Consider the following 16,633-nt stretch of genomic DNA (forward strand, 5'->3'; position numbering starts at 1 on the left):
TCCCCGTTCATGGGGATCCGTCGGCGTCCGTCTCAAGTACTACGCGGCCGGTGCCGGGCCCCGGCCGGACGCTCGACTCCACCAGCGCCAGCAGCGCGTCGCAGGCCGGGGTGCCGGGGGTCACCGGCGCGTAATGCCCGACGCCGGGCAGGACGCGCAGCCCGGCCGTGCCCAGCAGCCGGGCGGCGACGGCGTAGCGGTGGGACAGCTCCACCGGTACCTCGGGGTCGGCCGAGCCGTGCAGCAGCGCGACGGGGACGCGGGGCCGCAGCAGCGCCGGGTCGGCCTCCGTCGCCGGACGGTCGCCGAGCAGCGCGTCGACGGCGCCGCCGCCGGTCCCCAGCTCCCGGGCCCGGGCCAGGTCGGCGACGGCGGCGACGGCCACCACCGCGTCCACCCCCGTGTCCTCCCGCGCGGCGGCGCACAGCGCGAGGTGGCCGCCGGCCGAGTGGCCGACGAGGACGTGCGGCCAGGAGCTCGGTGGTCCGACGGCGAGCGCGGACCGCACATCCTCGAAGGTGGCGGGCCAGCCGCCCCCGCCGCCGACCCGCCGGTACTCGGCGAGGACGGTGTCGAACCCGCGCGCGGCCAGCGCGGCCGCGAGCGGGGCCAGGTGCCGCCGGTCGCAGGCGGCGCGCCAGAAACCGCCGTGCAGCAGGGTGACGCGGACGCCGTTGGGGACGGGGGTGGTGGGCAGGTAGTGGTCGACGAGCTGGTCGGGGTGCGGGCCGTAGGCGGTGGTGGCGTCGGGCGGGACGTACGGGAGCCCGAACAGCGCCTCTTCCTCGCCCTTCACAGCACCTCCGCGAGGGTCCGCGCCGCCCGCTCGGCCTCCGCGAAGGTGGTGTACAGCGGCGCGAAGCCGAACCGGAGCACGTCCGGGCGGCGGAAGTCGCCGACGACGCCGCGCCGCACCAGCGCGGCCATGACGTCCTCCGCGCCCGACGGGCAGCGCAGCGACACCTGGCTGCCGCGCTCGGCGTGCGCGGCGGGGGTGACGGGCTCCACCCGGCCGGGCGGGACGAGCGCGGCCACGCGGCGCAGGAAGAAGTCGGTGAGCGCGAGGCTCTTGGCGCGGACGGCGGCGAGGTCGACGCCGTCCCAGACGTCCAGCGCGGCGTCCAGGGCCAGCAGGGAGAGGATCTCGGGCGTCCCGGTCCGGCCGCGCGCCGCGCCGTCGGCCGGCCGGAAGGCGGGATCCATGGAGAACGGGTCGGCGTGCGAGTTCCAGCCGGGGAGCGGGGAGTCGAAGCGGTCCTGGTGGTCGCGGCGGACGTAGAGGAACGCGGGCGAACCGGGGCCGCCGTTCAGGTACTTGTACGTGCAGCCGACCGCGAGGTCCACGCCGTGCTCGTCCAGCCCGACGGGCAGCGCGCCCGCGCTGTGGCACACGTCCCAGACGGCGAGCGCGCCCGCGGCATGCAGGGCGGCGGTGGTGCCGGGCAGATCGTGGAGCCGGCCGGTGCGATAGTCGACGTGGTTGACCAGGGCGGCGGCGGTCCGCGGACCGGCCGCGGCGGCGAGGTCGGGGGCCGGGACGGCGCGGATCCGGTGGCCCGTCAGCCGGGCGGCGGACGCGGCGATGTAGCCGTCGGTCGGGAACGTGGCGGCGTCGACGAGGATCTCGTCGCGGCCGTCCCCCGCCAGGCGGACGGCGGCCACCACGGCCTTGAAGACGTTGACGCTGGTCGAGTCGCCCACCACCACCTGCCCGGGCGCGGCCCCGACCAGCCGTCCGATCCGGTCGCCGACGCGCTCGGGCGCGGCCCACCAGCCGGACTCCTCCCAGGAACGGATCCGCAGCCGCCCCCACTCGCGGCGGACGACGTCGGCGAGGCGGGGGGCGACGGTACGCGGCAGGGCGCCGAGCGAGTTGCCGTCGAGGTAGACGGTGTCGTCGTCGAGCTCGAACGCGGCGCGCTTCGACCGCAGTTCGTCAGCGGCGTCCAGGCGGGCGGCCTCCGGGGTGCCGTCGGCGTCAGACACGGCCGCGCGCCGTCCACAGCTCCGGGAACACCGTCTTCGAGGCCCGCTTCTCCAGCCAGGCGACGCCCGACGAGCCGCCGGTGCCCGGCTTGGCGCCCATCGCCCGCCGGGTGGCGACCAGATGGTCGTTGCGCCAGCGCCACACCCGCTCGGCGATCTCGGTCAGCCGCTCGCCGAGCCGGTACGCGTCGCCGCCCTGGTCGTCGGCGTAGACGCGCCGCCACACCTCCTCCACGCCCGGATCGGGCTCGTAGCGCGCCGCCACGTCCCGGTCGAGCACCGCGCGGGGCACCGGGTGGCCGTGCCGGGCGAGCCAGCGCAACGCCTCGTCGTACAGCGACGGTTCGTGCAGCGCCTTCTCCAGCCGGGCGTGGACGCGCGGCACGTTGCGGTAGGGCACCAGCAGGGACGTGGTCTTCTCGCCGAGCAGGAACTCCACCCGGCGGTACATGGCCGACTGGAACCCGGACGCCTCGCCGAGCGCCGGCCGGAACCGGTTGAACTGGGCGGGCGTCAGCCGGGCGATGGGCTCCCAGGACGCGTTGAGCGACCCCAGCTCGTGCACCGAACGCTCCAATGCGGCGAGCGCCGTGGGCAGGTCGTCCCGGCGCAGCGCGCGGGCGGCGGTCTCCCACTCGTGGACGAGGAGCGTGAACCACAGCTCCATCACCTGGGTGGTGACGAGGAACGCGAGCTCTCCCGGATCGTCGGTGACCGGGTGCTGGAGGGTGGAGAGGACCTCGGCGCGGACGTAGTCCTCGTAGGGCGTCGTGGCCTCGAACTCGAGGGAGGGGGGCGTGGGCGGCTGCGGCATCGTGGGCTCCTCGGCGCTGCATGCGGCTTCCGGGTAGCGGTCCGCCCCTTTCCGTCGCGTTGGAGCCCCGGTCCCCTGTTCGCATCATGCGTCCCTGGGGGCGCGCCCGCAAGGGGTGTGCCGGACGGGCTGATTCAGCCCGTCCGGCGCTTGAGGACGAGCGGCGGAGCCGCGATCGGGGGGGCTGGGGGCTAGCCCCCGGGAAACGGAGAAAGGGAGGGACCGGGGCACCGGCCCGCCGCAGGCGCTCAGCCCAGCGTGTTGGCGGCAGTCGGCGAGCTGTCCCGCAGGAACGCCGAGCACCGCTCGTACTCCTCCTGCTCCCCGATCGCCTGCGCGGCCCGCGCCAGCGCGTGCAGCGCCCGCAGGAAGCCCCGGTTGGGCTCGTGCTCGAACGGCACCGGCCCGTGCCCCTTCCACCCGCTGCGGCGCAGCGCGTCGAGGCCGCGGTGGTAGCCGGTGCGGGCATAGGCGTACGACTCGACGACCCGGCCGGCCTCGAACGCCTCGTCGGCGAGCTGCGCCCAGGCGAGCGAGGAGGCGGGGTACTTGGCGGCGACCTCGGAGGGCGCGGCGCCGGAGGCGAGCAGTTCGCGCGGCTCGGGGTCGTCGGGCAGGTGGGTCGGGGGCGGTCCCCCGAGGAGGTTCTGGTGAATGGCCATGGGCTCCAGTCTGCACTGTCGCCGCGGGGGCGCCAGGAGAGGCGTCACCCCGGCTCCGGCGGCTCCGACGGGCGGCGGGATCCGTTCTCCCCGGGATCCAGCGGAGGCGAGGTCACTCCGCAGTGAAAGTCGCACTCCGGGTGGCAGCCGCCGCGACGCGGCTCGCGGATCGTCGTCCAGGCCAGGACCGCGCCCACCACCAGCGACCCTGCGCACCAGGCCATCGCCCGCCGGAAGGCGCTCCCGAAGGCGCCGGGGTCGCGGTACGCCTCGGGGCCCATCCCGGCGAGCAGCGGCAGCGCCGCCACCGCGACCAGGCCGGCGGCCCGGGCGGCGGCGTTGTTGATGCCGCTGGCCAGGCCGGCCCGGCCGACGTCGACCGAGGCCAGGACGGTGGCGGTGAGCGGGGCGACGAGGAGGGTCATGCCGAGGCCCAGGACGACGAGGGCGGGCAGCACGTCCCGCCAGTAGACGGCGCCCGCTCCGGCCCGGGTCATCAGCAGCATGCCCGCCGCGCACAGCAGCGGCCCGGCGGTGAGCGGCAGCCGGGGGCCGATCGCCTGCCCGAACCGGCCCGCGCGGGAGGAGAGCAGCAGCATCAGGACGGTGGTGGGCAGCAGCGCGGTGCCGGCGGCCAGCGCGGACCAGCCGGCGACGATCTGGAGCTGGAGCACGGAGAGGAAGAAGAAGCCGCTGAAGGCCGCGTAAACGCAGACGGTGACGGCGTTGACCGCCGAGAACGTCCGGATCGCGAAGATGCCCGGCGGCAGCATCGGGTCGGCGAGGCGCCCCTCGACGTACACGAAGAGGACGCCGAGCAGCACTCCGGCGACGGCCGGGCCGATGACCCAGGGGGACGCTCCCCGGTGGGGGGCGGCGATCAGGGCGTAGGTGACCAGGGCGAGGGCCAGGGCGCCGAGGGCGGCGCCGGCCGCGTCGAAACGCCCGCGGGCCGTGGGGTCCCGGGTCTCGGGGACGTGGCGGAGGGCCACCGGGACGCAGACGGCCGCGACCGGCAGGTTGATCAGGAAGACCCAGCGCCAGCCGGGCCCGTCCACCAGCCAGCCGCCCACGAACGGGCCGATCGCGGAGGCCACGCCGCCCAGGCCGGACCAGGCGCCGACGGCGGCGGCCCGGTCGTCGGGCCGGAACACGGACTGGAGGAGGGCGAGGGAGCCGGGGGTGAGCAGGGCCCCGCCGACGCCCTGGAGCGCGCGGGCGGCGATCAGCACCCCGGCGTTCGGGGCGATCCCGCAGAGCAGGGAGGCGAGCGCGAACCACACCACGCCGACGACGAACACCCGGCGCCGCCCGAACCGGTCGCCGAGCGATCCGCCGAGGAGGATCAGACCGGCGAGGGTGAGCATGTAGGCGTTCACCGTCCACTGGAGGACGGCCAGGTCGGCGCCCAGATCCGCGCCGATGTGCGGCAGGGCGACGTTGACGACGGTGCTGTCCAGCATCGCCATGCCGGACCCGAGGACGGCCGTGAGCAGCACGAACCGTCCGGTGGCCGTGCCCATCCGGATCCCGGGGCCGGTGTCCGCGGCCGGTGCTCCGGGCGCGGTGGCCGCTTGCCGTTCCGCCGGGGGCCGCTCGGATTCGCTCATGCTTCCGATGGTCCCCCGAGGCGCCTGGGGAGGCCACGCGAAAGGGCCCGGCGACCGCCGGGCCCTTTGCCGTGGCTCTGCGACTACTTGAGCTTGGTGCCCGTCGAACGCAGGTCGGCGCACGCCTTGGTGACGCGCTCGGCCATGCTCGCCTCGGCCAGCTTGCCCCAGGTGCGCGGGTCGTAGGTCTTCTTGTTGCCGACCTCGCCGTCGACCTTCAGGACGCCGTCGTAGTTCTTGAACATGTGGGCCGCCACCGGGCGGGTGAAGGCGTACTGGGTGTCGGTGTCGAGGTTCATCTTCACGACGCCGTTCTCCAGCGCGGTGCGGATCTCCTCCTCGGTGGAGCCCGAGCCGCCGTGGAAGACGAAGTCGAACGGGTCCTGCTTGCCGTGCTTGGCGGCGATGCCGTCCTGGAGCTCGCGGAGCAACTCGGGGCGGAGGACGACGTTGCCCGGCTTGTAGACGCCGTGGACGTTGCCGAAGGAGGCGGCCAGCAGGTAGCGGCCCTTCTCGCCCAGGCCCAGCGCCTCGGCGGTCTTCTCGACGTCGGCGACGGTGGTGTAGAGCTCGTCGTTGATCTCGTGGGTGACGCCGTCCTCCTCGCCACCGGTCGGGGTGATCTCGACCTCGAGGATGATCTTCGCCTTGACGGCCTCGGCGAGCAGCTCCTTGGCGATGGCCAGGTTCTCGTCGAGCTTCTCGGCGGAGCCGTCCCACATGTGGGACTGGAACAACGGGTTCTGCCCGGCGGCCACGCGCTCCTGGGAGATCTTCAGCAGCGGGCGGACGTAGCCGTCCAGCTTGTCCTTGGGGCAGTGGTCGGTGTGCAGGGCGATGTTGACCGGGTACTTCTTGGCCACGACGTGCGCGAACTCGGCCAGCGCGACGGCGCCGGAGACCATGTCCTTGCTGTACTGGCCGCCCAGGAACTCCGCACCACCGGTGGAAATCTGGATGATGCCGTCGCTCTCCGCCTCGGCGAAACCGCGCAGCGCGGCGTGCAGCGTCTGCGTCGAGGTCACGTTGATGGCCGGGTAGGCGAACTTGCCTGCCTTCGCCCGGTCGAGCATCTCGTTGTAGACCTCGGGAGTTGCGATGGGCATCTGTCCGCTCCTTGTGATGTGCGGGTGAAGCTACGGATGGGCCCTGACCTAGGGGCGACGTTCATCGTCGTCCCCATCTTCCCAGACTCCCCGATTCGCTCCACACGGTGCGTCCCGGCCAGGCCATGGCCGCATACGCCGACGGGTGCGTGGTTTCACGTGAAACCACGCACCCGTCATCGACACCCTTGGGGAAACCGCAGGTCAGCCCAGTTCGAGGTCCCCGAGCTGGTAACCGGTGACGTACCGCAGGCCGGCGTCGGCGATGGCCTGGGCGGCCCCGCGGTCGACGATCGTCGCCACGGCGACGACCTCGGCGCCCGCCTCGCGGGCCGCCTCCACGGCGGTCAGCGGCGAGCCGCCGGTGGTGGAGGTGTCCTCGACGACGAGCACCCGGCGGCCCTTGATGTCCGGGCCCTCGATGCGGCGCTGCATGCCGTGCGTCTTCTGCGCCTTGCGGACGACGAAGGCGTCCAGCTTCCGGCCGCGCGCGGCGGCGGCGTGCAGCATCGAGGTGGCGACCGGGTCGGCGCCCAGGGTCAGCCCGCCCACGGCGTCGTACTCCAGGTCGGCGGTGGCGTCCAGCATCACCTGGCCGACCAGCGGGGCGGCCTCGGCGTCGAGGGTGATCCGGCGCAGGTCGATGTAGTAGTCGGCCTCCTTGCCGGAGGAGAGGGTCACCTTGCCGTGGACCACGGCCTTGTCCTTGATCTGCTGCAGCAGGGCGTCACGCGCGTTCATGGGCATGAGCCTATGCCAGGCTCCGCCAGCTCCACGTGGTGGAGATCTCCAGCGGGTCGATGGGGGTGACCAGGCGGGGCATGGTGTTCAGCCCGTTGGGTGGTCCGGACTGCGGCTCGACGCAGACGGCCTCGTCCTGCTCGTCGTAGACGACGACCCACTCGGCGCGGCTGGTGATCTTGAGCTCCAGGACCCCGGGCCAGGTCAGGGTCACCGCGACGCCGTCCGGCATGCCGAAGCAGTCGTCCCACGGGCCGGGGAGCGGGTCGATCCGCCGGCCGGTCGGCAGGTGGTCGTCGCCGCGCTCCTCCTGCCAGGCGGGGGCGAAGTCCAGCTCGGCGTCGCCGCCGGTGCCGAGGTTGCGCAGGAACCAGGGGTGCCAGCCGGCCTGCGCCGGGAACGAGTCCGAGGCCGCCTCGACGCCCATGGTGAGCGTCAGCGAGTCCTCGGCCAGCTCCACCAACTGGGTGACGCGGCCGGGGTACGGCCAGGGGGCTGCGAGGTCGTAGGTGAACGCGGCGAAGGAGTCCTCGGCCCGGGAGACTCGCCAGGCCGTGTCGCGGCCGGTGCCGTGCAGCGCGTGCGGGTGCGGGAGGTGGTTCAGTGGCATCTGGTGCGTCTCGCCGCCGTTGCGGAACCGGCCTTGGGCGATCCGCCCGCACCACGGGACCATGGGGAAGGAGCCGTACTTCGGTCCCTGGCGGAGGAGTTCGGTCCCGTCGATCCTGAGGCTGGAGAGGCGGCAGCCGTTCTCCTGGTCCACGGTCACCGCGGCCTTGCCTGCGGTCAGTGTCGTCTGAGCGTTGGTCACCCTCCCGACGATAGGCGCGCTCCGGCGCACGCACGCGGCGGCGTCCCGCCCGGGACGCCGCCCTCGGGTCACCGCCCCCGGTCACCGCCTGCGGGTCACGGCCCTCCGGTCACCGTCTGCGGCGCAGCACCCGGCCGACGACCACGGCGGAGGCGAGGGCGACGGCCGCCGCCGGGGCCGCCCAGCGCAGGGCCGCCCGGCCGGACGTGGTCTCGGGCGCGGGGACCGGTGCGTACCGGCCGCGCGGCGGGGCGTGGTCGACCTCCTCGGCGCTGCGGCCGATCATCGTCCGGCGGGCGTGGGCCGCCTCGGCCGGCGGCTCGTCGTCCGGCAGGACCTCGGCGGGCAGCACCTCGGAAGCGGGGACGAACGCCTCGTCGTCCAGGGGCGGCAGCTCGTCGCGGAGCGCCGCGTCCCGGACGTCCTGGGCCAGTTCCTCGGCGAGCGCGGTGGCGAAGCGGTCCAGCAGCCGGCGGGCCGTGCCCTCGGCCGTCCGGGTGTCGAACTCGGCCAGCCGGCCGGCCCGGGAGACCGTTCCGGAGCAGGCCACCCGGGTGCCGCCGGGGGCCTCCTCGGGCAGGGCGCTCAGGGTGAGCGACACGGACGCCGAGCCGCGGGCCTCGGTGCCCTCGGCGGACAGCTCGTACGCGCCGTCGTGCTCGGTCAGCCGCAGCGACCCCCGGTAGGTGATCGTCGACCCGCCGATGCGCAGCCGCAGCCGGCCGGCCACCGTGATGCCGGTGTTCGCCGGCGCGCCGCCCGCGTCGTCCGCCCCGCCCTCGTCCTGCTGGAGGCCCGGGACGCACCGGACCACCCGGGCGGGGTCGGCCAGGGCCCGCCGGACGTCACCGACGGGGAACGGAACGAAAACCTCGTGCTCCATGGCAAGCGAGCCTACCCACCGGGTCCTTCACCAGGGACTCCCCGGTCGAATCCGATCGAACTTTCCGGTGGGCACGGCTTCGTGAGGTCAGTCGGCGACCGTGAAGCGCTCGCCGATGTGCCGCGGCTTCTCGATCTCGTCGACGAGGGCGACGGCGTAGTCCTCCGCCGAGATGCGGCTCTTGCCGTTCTCGTCCACGACCAGGTCGTCCAGGCCGGTGCGGTAGGCGCCGGTGCGCTCGCCGGGCTCGATCAGGCCGGCCGGGCTGAGGTTGGTCCAGCGCACGTCGGTGACCGTGCGGTAGAAGTCCAGGGCGTCACCGTGGGCGTGCATGATCTGGAGCAGGAACTCGGGCAGCCCCTCCGCGTCCCAGACCTGCTTGCCGTCCGGCGTGCGCAGCGAGCCGGCGCCGCCGACCGCGATCAGCCGGGGTGCCGCGTCGCCGAGCGTACGCAGGCCGGCGACCAGGGACTCCGCGGCGGGCTTGATGGTGGCGACGTGGCCCGGGCCGTCGCCGCCGCCGACCGCGCTGACGACGACGTCCTGGCCCTGGGCCGCGGCGGCGACGGACTGCGGGTCGAGCACGTCACCGGTGGTGACCGTGAGGTTGGCGTGCTGCTCGGTGAGCTTGGCGGGGTCGCGGACGACGGCCGTCACCTGGTGTCCGCGGTCGAGGGCCTCGCGCAGCACGCGGCTGCCGATCGTTCCGTTGGCGCCGAAGAGGGCGATCTTCGCCATGGGGTTCTCCTGAGGGGTTTGGTGGGGTTCGAGAGGGATTACGCGCCGGTTCCATGCTCGTCGAGAGCACGGGTGAGCGCCTGCGCGGAGGTCGCGGGGCCGCCGAGCCGGCGGACGCCGCCGTCGGCGGTGTGCAGCAGCAGGGTGGGGAAGCTGTCGACGCCCAGCCGCCGGACCTCGCGGAAGCCGGCCAGCGCCTCCTGCCGGACGTCGGGACGGGCGTAGGCGGCGGCCGCCGCGTCCGCGTCCAGGCCGGCCTCGGCGGCGACGGCCTTGAGGGTGGCGGGGTCGGACAGGCTGCGCCCGTCGCGGTACCAGGCGCCCTGGAGCGCCCCCGCCAGTTCGAGCGTCCGCTCGGGCGCCTGCCGGGCCAGCGCGGCCAGCGCCGTCGCCGCGTCGGCGGAGTCGAGCACGGTCGTGCCCTCCGCCACCGCCCGGGAGTACGCCGCGCCGAAGACCGCGCCCGTCAGCTCGGCGATCCGGGCGTCCGACTGCGGGATGTACGAGGCGTACGCGCCTACCGGCTGTGCCCGGGCGCCGGTGAACAGGCCGCCGCTCAGCACCCGCAGGTCGAGCCGGTCGGCGTTCACGGCCGCGAACTCGCGGACGGTGGGGCCGTAGCCGTAGCACCAGCCGCAGTAGGCGTCGAATGCGTAGGTGACGGTCTGCCGGGGCCGTGCCATGGCGTTCACCTCGTTCTCCTCTGAGTAGTTGTCCGTGAAATCACTGTGGTGACTGATGACAACGCTACGAGGGCTGTGTCAGCCCGGCCAGGTACGCTCGGGTCCTGTCATGGTGAAAAAGCGACACGAGTGCACGGACGCCATCGGCGGCACCAGCCAGGCCGACGGCATCGTCGAGCTCACCTACCGGCCGCCGCCGGGCACACCGCAGGGCATCGAGGTGATGACCGTCGCCGAGCTGCGCGCCCGGGCGCCCGAGGGACTGCTGCCCCGGCCGCAGCGGCTGGACTTCCACCAGCTCGTGGTCGTCGACTCGGGCGCCACCTCGCACACCGTGGACTTCACGGGCTACTGGCTGACCGAGGGCTCGGTGCTCTGGGTGCGCCCCGGCCAGGTGCAGAGCTTCGGGGACGCGGCCCGGATCGAGGGCACGGTGATCCTCGCCCAGCCGAACTCCCTGCCGCCCGGCTCACCCGTCGCGGCGCTGGCCGACGACCCGTTCCACCCCGTGCTGTGGCAGCCCGTCGGCACCGACCGCGAGGCGGTGACCTGCGCGGTACGCCATCTCGCGGCCGACTTCCGCACCGGCGCCGGGCTCCCCGCCGACGTACACGCCGACGTCCTGCGCCACCTGCTGTCCGTGCTGGTCCTGCGACTGGCGCACCTCACCGCGCCGGTGGGCAGCCGGGTCCCGGCACCGGCGGACGCGTTCCTCCGCTTCCGCGCCGCGGTGGAACGCGACTTCGCCACGACCCACCGGGTCGCCGACTACGCCCGCGCCCTCGGCTACGCGCCCCGCACCCTCTCCCGCGCCACCCTGGCCGCGGCCGGGGTGGGCGCCAAGGAGTTCATCGACCGGCGGGTGGTGCTGGAGGCCAAGCGGCTGCTGGCCCACAGCGACCTGGCGGTCGTCCGGGTCGGGGAACGCCTGGGCTTCGAGGACGCCGCGAACTTCTCGAAGTTCTTCCAGCAGCGGGCCGGGGTGACCCCGGGAGCCTTCCGCGAGACGGCCCGCGGGGCGGGGCGGTAGGGGGCGCCGGGGGTCGGGGGCGGGTTCGACGGCGGGGGCCGGACGCCACGGGCCGGGCGCGGCGCCGGAGGACGAGGCCGGGCACGACGCGCGTCGTAGGGCCACCGGGCGCGGCCCCCGGCCACGGCGCGCCACCGCCGAGCCCCGGCCACACTCACTCCTCGTACCGCGGACGCATCAGCGTCGACGGCGGCTCCGCCGCGCCCGGCGGCCGTACGACGGGCCGGGCGCCCGCGGCGGACGCCTCGGGCAGCCCCGCGGGCGGTCCCTCGCCCCGATCCGGCCCGCGTCCCGGAGCGCTCTCCTCCGCCCGGCCGGCCAGCAGGAACCCCCACTCCTCGTCCGCCGTCCCGGCCCGGTACGCCTCGGTGGCCAGGCCGACCGACCGCAGGGTCGCGTCCACCGTCCAGAAGTCGTGCGCGTTCCCTGACACGCGCCCGGCGTGCACCACCAGGCGCCCGCCGGGTGCGAGGCGCCGCGCGGCCAGCCCGTAGAACTCCTGCGAGTACAACTTGGCGCCCCCGGGCCCGTCCGGCCCCGGCAGGTCGCAGACCTCCACGTCGTAGGGGTCCTCGTCGGTCGCGGCGCGCCGCAGCCAGGCGAAGGGGTCGGCGTGCGCGACGGTGACCCGGGGGTCGGCGTAGGCGTCCCGGTTGAGGCGGCGCAGGCCGGGGTCGGTGCGGGCCAGCCGCACCACCGCCGCGTCCGGCTCGACGACCGTAGCCGCCGCCACCCCGGGCCGCCGCAGCACCTCGCGCAGGGCGAGCCCGTCACCGCCGCCGAGCACCAGGACGCGCCGGTGGGGGCCGGCCGTCGCGGGCCGTACCAGAGCCTCCTGGTAGCGGGAGGAGCCGCCGGCGGCACGCAGCCGCCCGTTGAGGAAGAGGGAGAGCGGACGTCCGCCGCGGCCGCCCCCGGTGAGGACGACCTCCTGGAGCTCGGTGTGGAGGGCGACCCGGACGTCCCCGCCGTACACCGCGTGCCGGGCGGCCCGCTCGAACGGCCCCGTGAGGGCCGAGCAGAGCGCGAGCAGGGCCAGGACCAGCGCGTTGGCCGCCGTCACGGCCCGGCGGGCGCGGGCGCTCAGGTCGCCCCGGAACACCGAGAGCACCAGCGCCCCGCCCGCCACGGCGTTGATCGCGCCGGTCACCAGCGCCCCGGTCAACTGGCCGAGCATCGGCAGCAGCAGGAACGGGAAGGCGAGCCCGCCGACGAGGGCGCCCACGTAGTCGGCGGCGAAGAGGTCGGCGACCGCGCCGCCCGCGTCCTGCCGCCGGACGCGCTGGATGAGGGTCATCAGCAGCGGCACCTCGGCCCCGATGAGCACCCCGATGACCAGGGAGAACACCACCAGGGCGGGCCACGCGCGGCCGTACCAGGCGAAGCAGGCGTACAACGCCATCGCCGACAGCCCGCCGGCCAGGGCCAGTACCGCCTCCACGGCCGCGAAGCCGAGCGCGGCGCGCCGCCGCAGCCGTTTGGCCAGCAGCGATCCCACGCCCATGGCGAAGACCATCACCGACAGCACGACGGACGCCTGGGTGACGGAATCGCCGATGAGGTACGAGGCCAGGGCGACCAGTTCCAGCTCGTACACCAGGCCGCAGGCGGCGCAGACGAAGACCGTGATCAGCACGAGCAGACGGCCGAGCCCGGCCGGTACGGGCAAGCGTGCGGGTACCGGTCGGTAGATCATGCCGGAACGCTACGTCACGATCCGGCCACACCACGTCACCCACACGAGTTCAATGCGGGGGTCGCACGAGCTAGTTGAGGGACGGGCCATTCGCCAGGGGGCTCGCGCCAGGGCGGGGGGCGGCGCCCCGCGCACCCACCGGTGTGACGCAGTCGGCGCGCACGCCCACCCGGGTACGGGTGACGACCAGCCGCCCCTCCTGCGGGTACGCGTGCCAGGTGCGCCAGCTCACCTGGCCGTCCCGGCGCTGGGCGAGCAGGGCGGTGAAGGCGTGCGGGTCGCCCGGAAACGTTCCGGCGAGCCCCTGGGGGTGCTCGGCGACCAGCGCCAGCAGCTCCTGCGCGCGCCCGGCGAAGGAGCACCGGGTCAAGGTCTCGACGCGGGCCGCGAATTCGTACTCCCAGCAGCCGACACGCTTGGCGACGCCCAGGGGCAACGGGGTGCTGCTGCCGGGTATGCAGGCGACCGTCTCCGAACAGCTACCGCTGTCCTCCTCCAGAAGGACCTGGTGGGAGGCGCCGAGCAGGCGCAACTGCACGGACGACGCGTCGAGTTGGAGATCCAGTACGGCCAGCGCCGGCAGCGGTTCCCGGCCCAGGCACCAGGCCAGGTCGGCCGCGCGGGTGTCGGTGTAGCCGGTCTTGAGGGTGGTGAGCATGGGTCGGCTCCGCGAGCGAACAGTGGGGGGATGGCCGGCCCACCCGAGGAGGACCAGATCTTCGAGGCGCCGGCTCATGCCCGCTTTGGAGGCTCCCGGATCCGGCGGAGGCGATTCCGAGAATCCCAGGAGTTTTCTCTGAACGTGGCTCTGATCGAAAGGAAATCATGAAGCCAACGGCGCCCACAGCATTTTTACCCATCATCGTCGATTTTCCATCCACGCGTGGGCCGTACAGCTCACATGTTCAACGAAACAACGCCCGGCGGCAGTTGTCGCCGCCGGACGCATATGCGGTCAAGCATGGGCCACTTGCAAATCCCCAGATCAAACGCCCTTTGCCAGGGGTTTCCCGGCGGGTTTACCCGCCCGGGGCGCACACTCCGGGCTCATCGCGACCCGGCGGACGCCGCCCGCTCCAGCCGTTCCACGGCGTCGAGAACGGCTTCCTCGCGCTTGCAGAACGAGAATCGCACCAGATGGGACGGGGCGCCCGGGCGCACAAAGAAGGCGGATGTCGGAATGGCCACCACCCCGGCGCGCAAAGGGAGTTCACGGCAGAATCGCACGCCGTCCCCATGCCCCCACGCGCGGATGTCCGCCTGGACGAAATACCCGGCGTCCGCCCGGTACGGGCGCAACCCGGCGCGCGTCAGTCCGTCGCTCAGCAGATCCCGGTTGCGCCCCAGCGTCCGCCGCAGCTCCGCCGCCCACTCCTCCACGCCCCCCAGCGCCCGGGCGAGCGCATCCTGGAAGGGCGCGCCCGAGGTGTAGGTGAGGAACTGCTTCACTCCCGCCACCGCCGCCACCAGCGGCGCGGGCCCGCAGACCCAGCCGACCTTCCAGCCCGTCACGCCGAACGTCTTGCCGGCCGACGAGACGGTCAGCGTCCGCTCCCGCATCCCGGGCAGCGCGGCGATCGTCCGGTGGACGGGCCCGTTCCCCTCTGCTCCTTCCTCACACCCCTCACCGACCCCTCCTTCACCGAACACCAGGTGCTCGTACACCTCGTCCGTCACGACCGTCAGCCCGTGCTCGCGGCACACCGCGGCGACGGCCTCCAGTTCCGCCGGCGTGAACACCTTGCCCGTCGGGTTGTGCGGCGTGTTCAGCACCAGCACCCGGGTCCGCGGGGTGACGGCGGCCCGCAGCGCGTCCGCGTCCAGGACGAAGGCGTCCCCTTCCGTGACCAGCGGCACGGGCACGAGCTTCGCGCCCGCGAAGCGGGCCACCGCCGCGTAGGCGTCGTAGCAGGGGTCGAAGGCCAGCACCTCGTCCCCCGGGTCGCACAGCCCCAGCAGCGCCCCGGCGAGCGCCTCGGTGGCGCCCGTCGTCACCAGCACCTCGCCCAGCGGGTCGTACTCCAGCCCGTACCGCCGCCGCTGGTGCGCGGCGACCGCCTCGCGCAGCGCGGGCGTGCCGTGCGCCGGCGGGTACTGGTTGGCCCCGGCCAGCACCGCCGCCGCGACGTCCTCCAGCAGCGCGCGCGGGCTGCCCAGCTCCGGCACGCCCTGCCCCAGGTTGACCGCCCCGGTGCTCCGGGCCAGCTCGGTCATCTCCGTGAACACCGACGTACCGAGTCCCGTGAGCCGTGCCGCCGGCCCCCGCGTCCCGTTCCCCGTGCCGCTCGGCGCGCCGCCGTGCGCCTCGCTGTGCGCTCCACCGTGTTCCGCGCTCATCCGCGCCCCTCCCGGTCGTCCTCCGGACTGTCCGTGACCCGGACCACCCTAGGGGGACGCGAACACCCGTGCCCGGGTACCGGGCGCCGCCGTCCCGGTGCGCCAGCCGGGTGGAAGCCGCGCCCCCTACGGGCGTGACGCGCCACGCGCGCGAGGCCCCGGACGCATGGTCGGTATGCCGCACGTTCCGTACCGTCCGTACCGGCGCCGTCCCCGGCGCCCCGTCCGGTCCCGCCGCCCGGCCCGTCCCCGCGGGGCCCGGCCGCGCCTCCCCGGCCGGCCCGGGAGGTGCCCCGAGGAGGTCCCGTGTCCGCCGACACCGCCGTGCCCGTCCGTGCCCCGGAGCCGCGCCGCGCCCCCGCCGGCGGCGCGGCCCGGCGCCGGGAACGGGTACGCGAGGCGCTGCGCCGTGCCCTGCCCGCGCTCGTGCTCTACGCCGCGGCCCGGCTGGCCGGCGTGGCCACGATGGCCTCCTGGGCCTGGTCCACCGGCCGCCACCCGCGCACCCTGCTCGGCCACTCCTGGGACGCGATCTGGTACGCGGGCATCGCCGAGGACGGCTACGGGCTGATCCTCCCGTCCCCCACCAGCCACTCGGTCATCTACAGCGACTACGCGTTCTTCCCGCTCTTCCCCGGCCTGGTGCACGCGCTGACGGCGCTGATCCCGATCTCGATCGTCTCCGCGCAGCTCGTCGTCGCCTGGACCGCCGCGGCCTGCGCGGCCTGGGGGATCTACGCCGTCGGCGAGCGGCTGTACGGGCGGCGGGCGGCCACCTGGCTGGTGCTCCTCTGGGGGCTGCTGCCGCACTCCATCGTGCAGACGATGGGCTACACGGAATCCCTGATGACCGCCCTCGCCGCGTGGGCGCTCTACGCCGTCGTCACCCGCCGGCACCTCTGGGCGGGGGCGCTCGCGCTGGTCGCCGGGCTCTCCCGGCCCAACGCCGTCGCCGTCGCCGCCGCCGTCGGCTGCGCCACCCTGGCCGTCCTGCGCCGGGAACCGCGCTCCCGCGCCGACTGGCGGCTGTGGACCGGCCTCGCGCTCGCCCCGCTGGGGTGGGCCGGTTACGTACTGTGGGCCGGCTACCGCTCGGGGTTCGGCCCGCTGGGCTACTTCACCGTGCAGCGGCGGTGGGGGTCGCGGTTCGACTTCGGCGCCGACGCGTTCCGGTTCGTCCGGCACCTGTTCACCGGCCGCGACGGGATGGCGTACTACGGCTCCCTGGGCGTCCTGGTCGTCGCGCTGGTCGCGCTCGTCTTCCTCGTGCTGGAACGGCCGCCCGCCCCGCTGCTCGCCTACACCCTGGTGCTGTGCGTGATCGCCCTCGGCGGCTCCAGCTACTTCGCGTCCAAGCCGCGCTTCCTGCTGCCCGCCTTCCCGCTGCTGATCCCGCTGGCCCTGGGCATGACGAGAGCCCGGTCGCGCACCGTCGCGGTGACGGTCGGCGCGCTGGCCGGGCTCTCGTTCGTGTACGGGACCTACCTGGTGACGGCGGCCCGGCTGCCCATGTAGGCCCCGGGCCGGCGTCGTCCG

16 protein-coding genes are annotated in these 16,633 nt (G+C 74.6%); 2 read left to right on the plus strand and 14 right to left on the minus strand.

The features are described 5' to 3' along the window. Positions 1 to 7: 7 nt before the first annotated feature. The 11 genes from ACH4PU_RS06875 to ACH4PU_RS06925 form a co-directional block, all read right to left on the minus strand. Positions 8 to 796, minus strand: coding sequence for an alpha/beta hydrolase (locus tag ACH4PU_RS06875; RefSeq protein WP_398267160.1), 789 nt, complete (start codon positions 794 to 796; stop codon positions 8 to 10). After that, positions 793 to 1,986, minus strand: a complete 1,194-nt coding sequence (gene kynU, locus ACH4PU_RS06880) for a kynureninase (protein WP_398267162.1) — start codon at positions 1,984 to 1,986, stop codon at positions 793 to 795. The genes ACH4PU_RS06875 and kynU overlap by 4 nt, the downstream gene beginning before the upstream one ends. Next, the gene (locus ACH4PU_RS06885) at positions 1,979 to 2,800 is read right to left on the minus strand and encodes a tryptophan 2,3-dioxygenase (protein ID WP_398267165.1); all 822 of its coding nucleotides are present in this window, start codon (positions 2,798 to 2,800) and stop codon (positions 1,979 to 1,981) included. Before ACH4PU_RS06885 ends, kynU begins: the two co-directional genes overlap by 8 nt. Positions 2,801 to 3,048: 248 nt before the next feature. Continuing rightward, positions 3,049 to 3,462 carry a DUF3151 domain-containing protein gene (locus ACH4PU_RS06890; protein WP_398267168.1) on the minus strand — a complete coding sequence of 138 codons (414 nt, stop codon included), beginning with the start codon at positions 3,460 to 3,462 and terminating at the stop codon, positions 3,049 to 3,051. Between the two features lie 44 nt (positions 3,463 to 3,506). After that, positions 3,507 to 4,985: an MFS transporter gene (locus ACH4PU_RS06895; protein ID WP_398268465.1), complete on the minus strand. Its 1,479-nt coding sequence runs from the start codon at positions 4,983 to 4,985 to the stop codon at positions 3,507 to 3,509. Between the two features lie 170 nt (positions 4,986 to 5,155). Beyond that, the gene (gene fbaA / locus ACH4PU_RS06900) at positions 5,156 to 6,178 is read right to left on the minus strand and encodes a class II fructose-bisphosphate aldolase (protein WP_398267171.1); all 1,023 of its coding nucleotides are present in this window, start codon (positions 6,176 to 6,178) and stop codon (positions 5,156 to 5,158) included. Positions 6,179 to 6,382: 204 nt separating this feature from the next. Then, positions 6,383 to 6,919 (minus strand): orotate phosphoribosyltransferase, encoded by a 537-nt coding sequence (pyrE, locus tag ACH4PU_RS06905; protein WP_398267174.1) that lies wholly within the window; start codon positions 6,917 to 6,919, stop codon positions 6,383 to 6,385. Positions 6,920 to 6,929: 10 nt separating this feature from the next. Beyond that, the gene (locus ACH4PU_RS06910) at positions 6,930 to 7,730 is read right to left on the minus strand and encodes an aldose 1-epimerase (RefSeq protein ID WP_185944369.1); all 801 of its coding nucleotides are present in this window, start codon (positions 7,728 to 7,730) and stop codon (positions 6,930 to 6,932) included. Positions 7,731 to 7,839: 109 nt separating this feature from the next. Next, positions 7,840 to 8,613: an SRPBCC domain-containing protein gene (locus tag ACH4PU_RS06915; protein WP_398267177.1), complete on the minus strand. Its 774-nt coding sequence runs from the start codon at positions 8,611 to 8,613 to the stop codon at positions 7,840 to 7,842. 87 nt (positions 8,614 to 8,700) lie between these two features. Then, positions 8,701 to 9,351, minus strand: a complete 651-nt coding sequence (locus ACH4PU_RS06920) for an NAD(P)-dependent oxidoreductase (protein WP_398267180.1) — start codon at positions 9,349 to 9,351, stop codon at positions 8,701 to 8,703. 38 nt (positions 9,352 to 9,389) lie between these two features. Then, the gene (locus ACH4PU_RS06925; protein ID WP_398268468.1) at positions 9,390 to 10,034 is read right to left on the minus strand and encodes a DsbA family protein; all 645 of its coding nucleotides are present in this window, start codon (positions 10,032 to 10,034) and stop codon (positions 9,390 to 9,392) included. A 109-nt stretch (positions 10,035 to 10,143) separates the two neighbouring features. Here ACH4PU_RS06925 and ACH4PU_RS06930 point away from each other — a divergent pair, with 109 nt between their 5' ends. After that, positions 10,144 to 11,064: a helix-turn-helix domain-containing protein gene (locus ACH4PU_RS06930; protein ID WP_398267183.1), complete on the plus strand. Its 921-nt coding sequence runs from the start codon at positions 10,144 to 10,146 to the stop codon at positions 11,062 to 11,064. 154 nt (positions 11,065 to 11,218) lie between these two features. On the opposite strand, the gene ACH4PU_RS06935 is transcribed toward ACH4PU_RS06930, so the two are convergent. The 3 genes from ACH4PU_RS06935 to ACH4PU_RS06945 all read right to left on the minus strand — a co-directional run bounded on the left by ACH4PU_RS06935 (position 11,219) and on the right by ACH4PU_RS06945 (position 15,097). Then, a complete protein-coding gene (locus tag ACH4PU_RS06935) occupies positions 11,219 to 12,760 on the minus strand; it encodes a polyamine aminopropyltransferase (RefSeq protein WP_398267186.1) in 1,542 nt (513 codons plus the stop codon). A gap of 70 nt (positions 12,761 to 12,830) precedes the next feature. After that, on the minus strand, positions 12,831 to 13,418 hold the full coding sequence (locus ACH4PU_RS06940) for a DUF2617 family protein (protein WP_398267189.1): 588 nt from the start codon (positions 13,416 to 13,418) through the stop codon (positions 12,831 to 12,833). A gap of 389 nt (positions 13,419 to 13,807) precedes the next feature. Next, on the minus strand, positions 13,808 to 15,097 hold the full coding sequence (locus ACH4PU_RS06945; protein ID WP_398267192.1) for an aminotransferase class I/II-fold pyridoxal phosphate-dependent enzyme: 1,290 nt from the start codon (positions 15,095 to 15,097) through the stop codon (positions 13,808 to 13,810). Between the two features lie 306 nt (positions 15,098 to 15,403). On the opposite strand from ACH4PU_RS06945, the gene ACH4PU_RS06950 reads away from it, so the two are divergent. Next, positions 15,404 to 16,612 (plus strand): hypothetical protein, encoded by a 1,209-nt coding sequence (locus ACH4PU_RS06950; RefSeq protein WP_398267195.1) that lies wholly within the window; start codon positions 15,404 to 15,406, stop codon positions 16,610 to 16,612. The last annotated feature ends 21 nt before the right edge of the window (positions 16,613 to 16,633 follow it).

It is taken from the genome of Streptomyces sp. NPDC021100 (assembly GCF_044333095.1).
Taxonomy (GTDB): domain Bacteria; phylum Actinomycetota; class Actinomycetes; order Streptomycetales; family Streptomycetaceae; genus Streptomyces.

Coding starts and splice junctions, on each gene's coding strand:
- ACH4PU_RS06925 (WP_398268468.1), bottom strand. CDS start 10,034: ATGGCACGGCCCCGGCAGACCGTCACCTACGCATTCGACGCCTACTGC.
- ACH4PU_RS06920 (WP_398267180.1), bottom strand. CDS start 9,351: ATGGCGAAGATCGCCCTCTTCGGCGCCAACGGAACGATCGGCAGCCGC.
- ACH4PU_RS06940 (WP_398267189.1), bottom strand. CDS start 13,418: ATGCTCACCACCCTCAAGACCGGCTACACCGACACCCGCGCGGCCGAC.
- ACH4PU_RS06915 (WP_398267177.1), bottom strand. CDS start 8,613: ATGGAGCACGAGGTTTTCGTTCCGTTCCCCGTCGGTGACGTCCGGCGG.
- ACH4PU_RS06945 (WP_398267192.1), bottom strand. CDS start 15,097: ATGAGCGCGGAACACGGTGGAGCGCACAGCGAGGCGCACGGCGGCGCG.
- pyrE (WP_398267174.1), bottom strand. CDS start 6,919: ATGAACGCGCGTGACGCCCTGCTGCAGCAGATCAAGGACAAGGCCGTG.
- ACH4PU_RS06885 (WP_398267165.1), bottom strand. CDS start 2,800: ATGCCGCAGCCGCCCACGCCCCCCTCCCTCGAGTTCGAGGCCACGACG.
- ACH4PU_RS06895 (WP_398268465.1), bottom strand. CDS start 4,985: ATGGGCACGGCCACCGGACGGTTCGTGCTGCTCACGGCCGTCCTCGGG.
- ACH4PU_RS06930 (WP_398267183.1), top strand. CDS start 10,144: ATGGTGAAAAAGCGACACGAGTGCACGGACGCCATCGGCGGCACCAGC.
- ACH4PU_RS06890 (WP_398267168.1), bottom strand. CDS start 3,462: ATGGCCATTCACCAGAACCTCCTCGGGGGACCGCCCCCGACCCACCTG.
- ACH4PU_RS06935 (WP_398267186.1), bottom strand. CDS start 12,760: ATGATCTACCGACCGGTACCCGCACGCTTGCCCGTACCGGCCGGGCTC.
- fbaA (WP_398267171.1), bottom strand. CDS start 6,178: ATGCCCATCGCAACTCCCGAGGTCTACAACGAGATGCTCGACCGGGCG.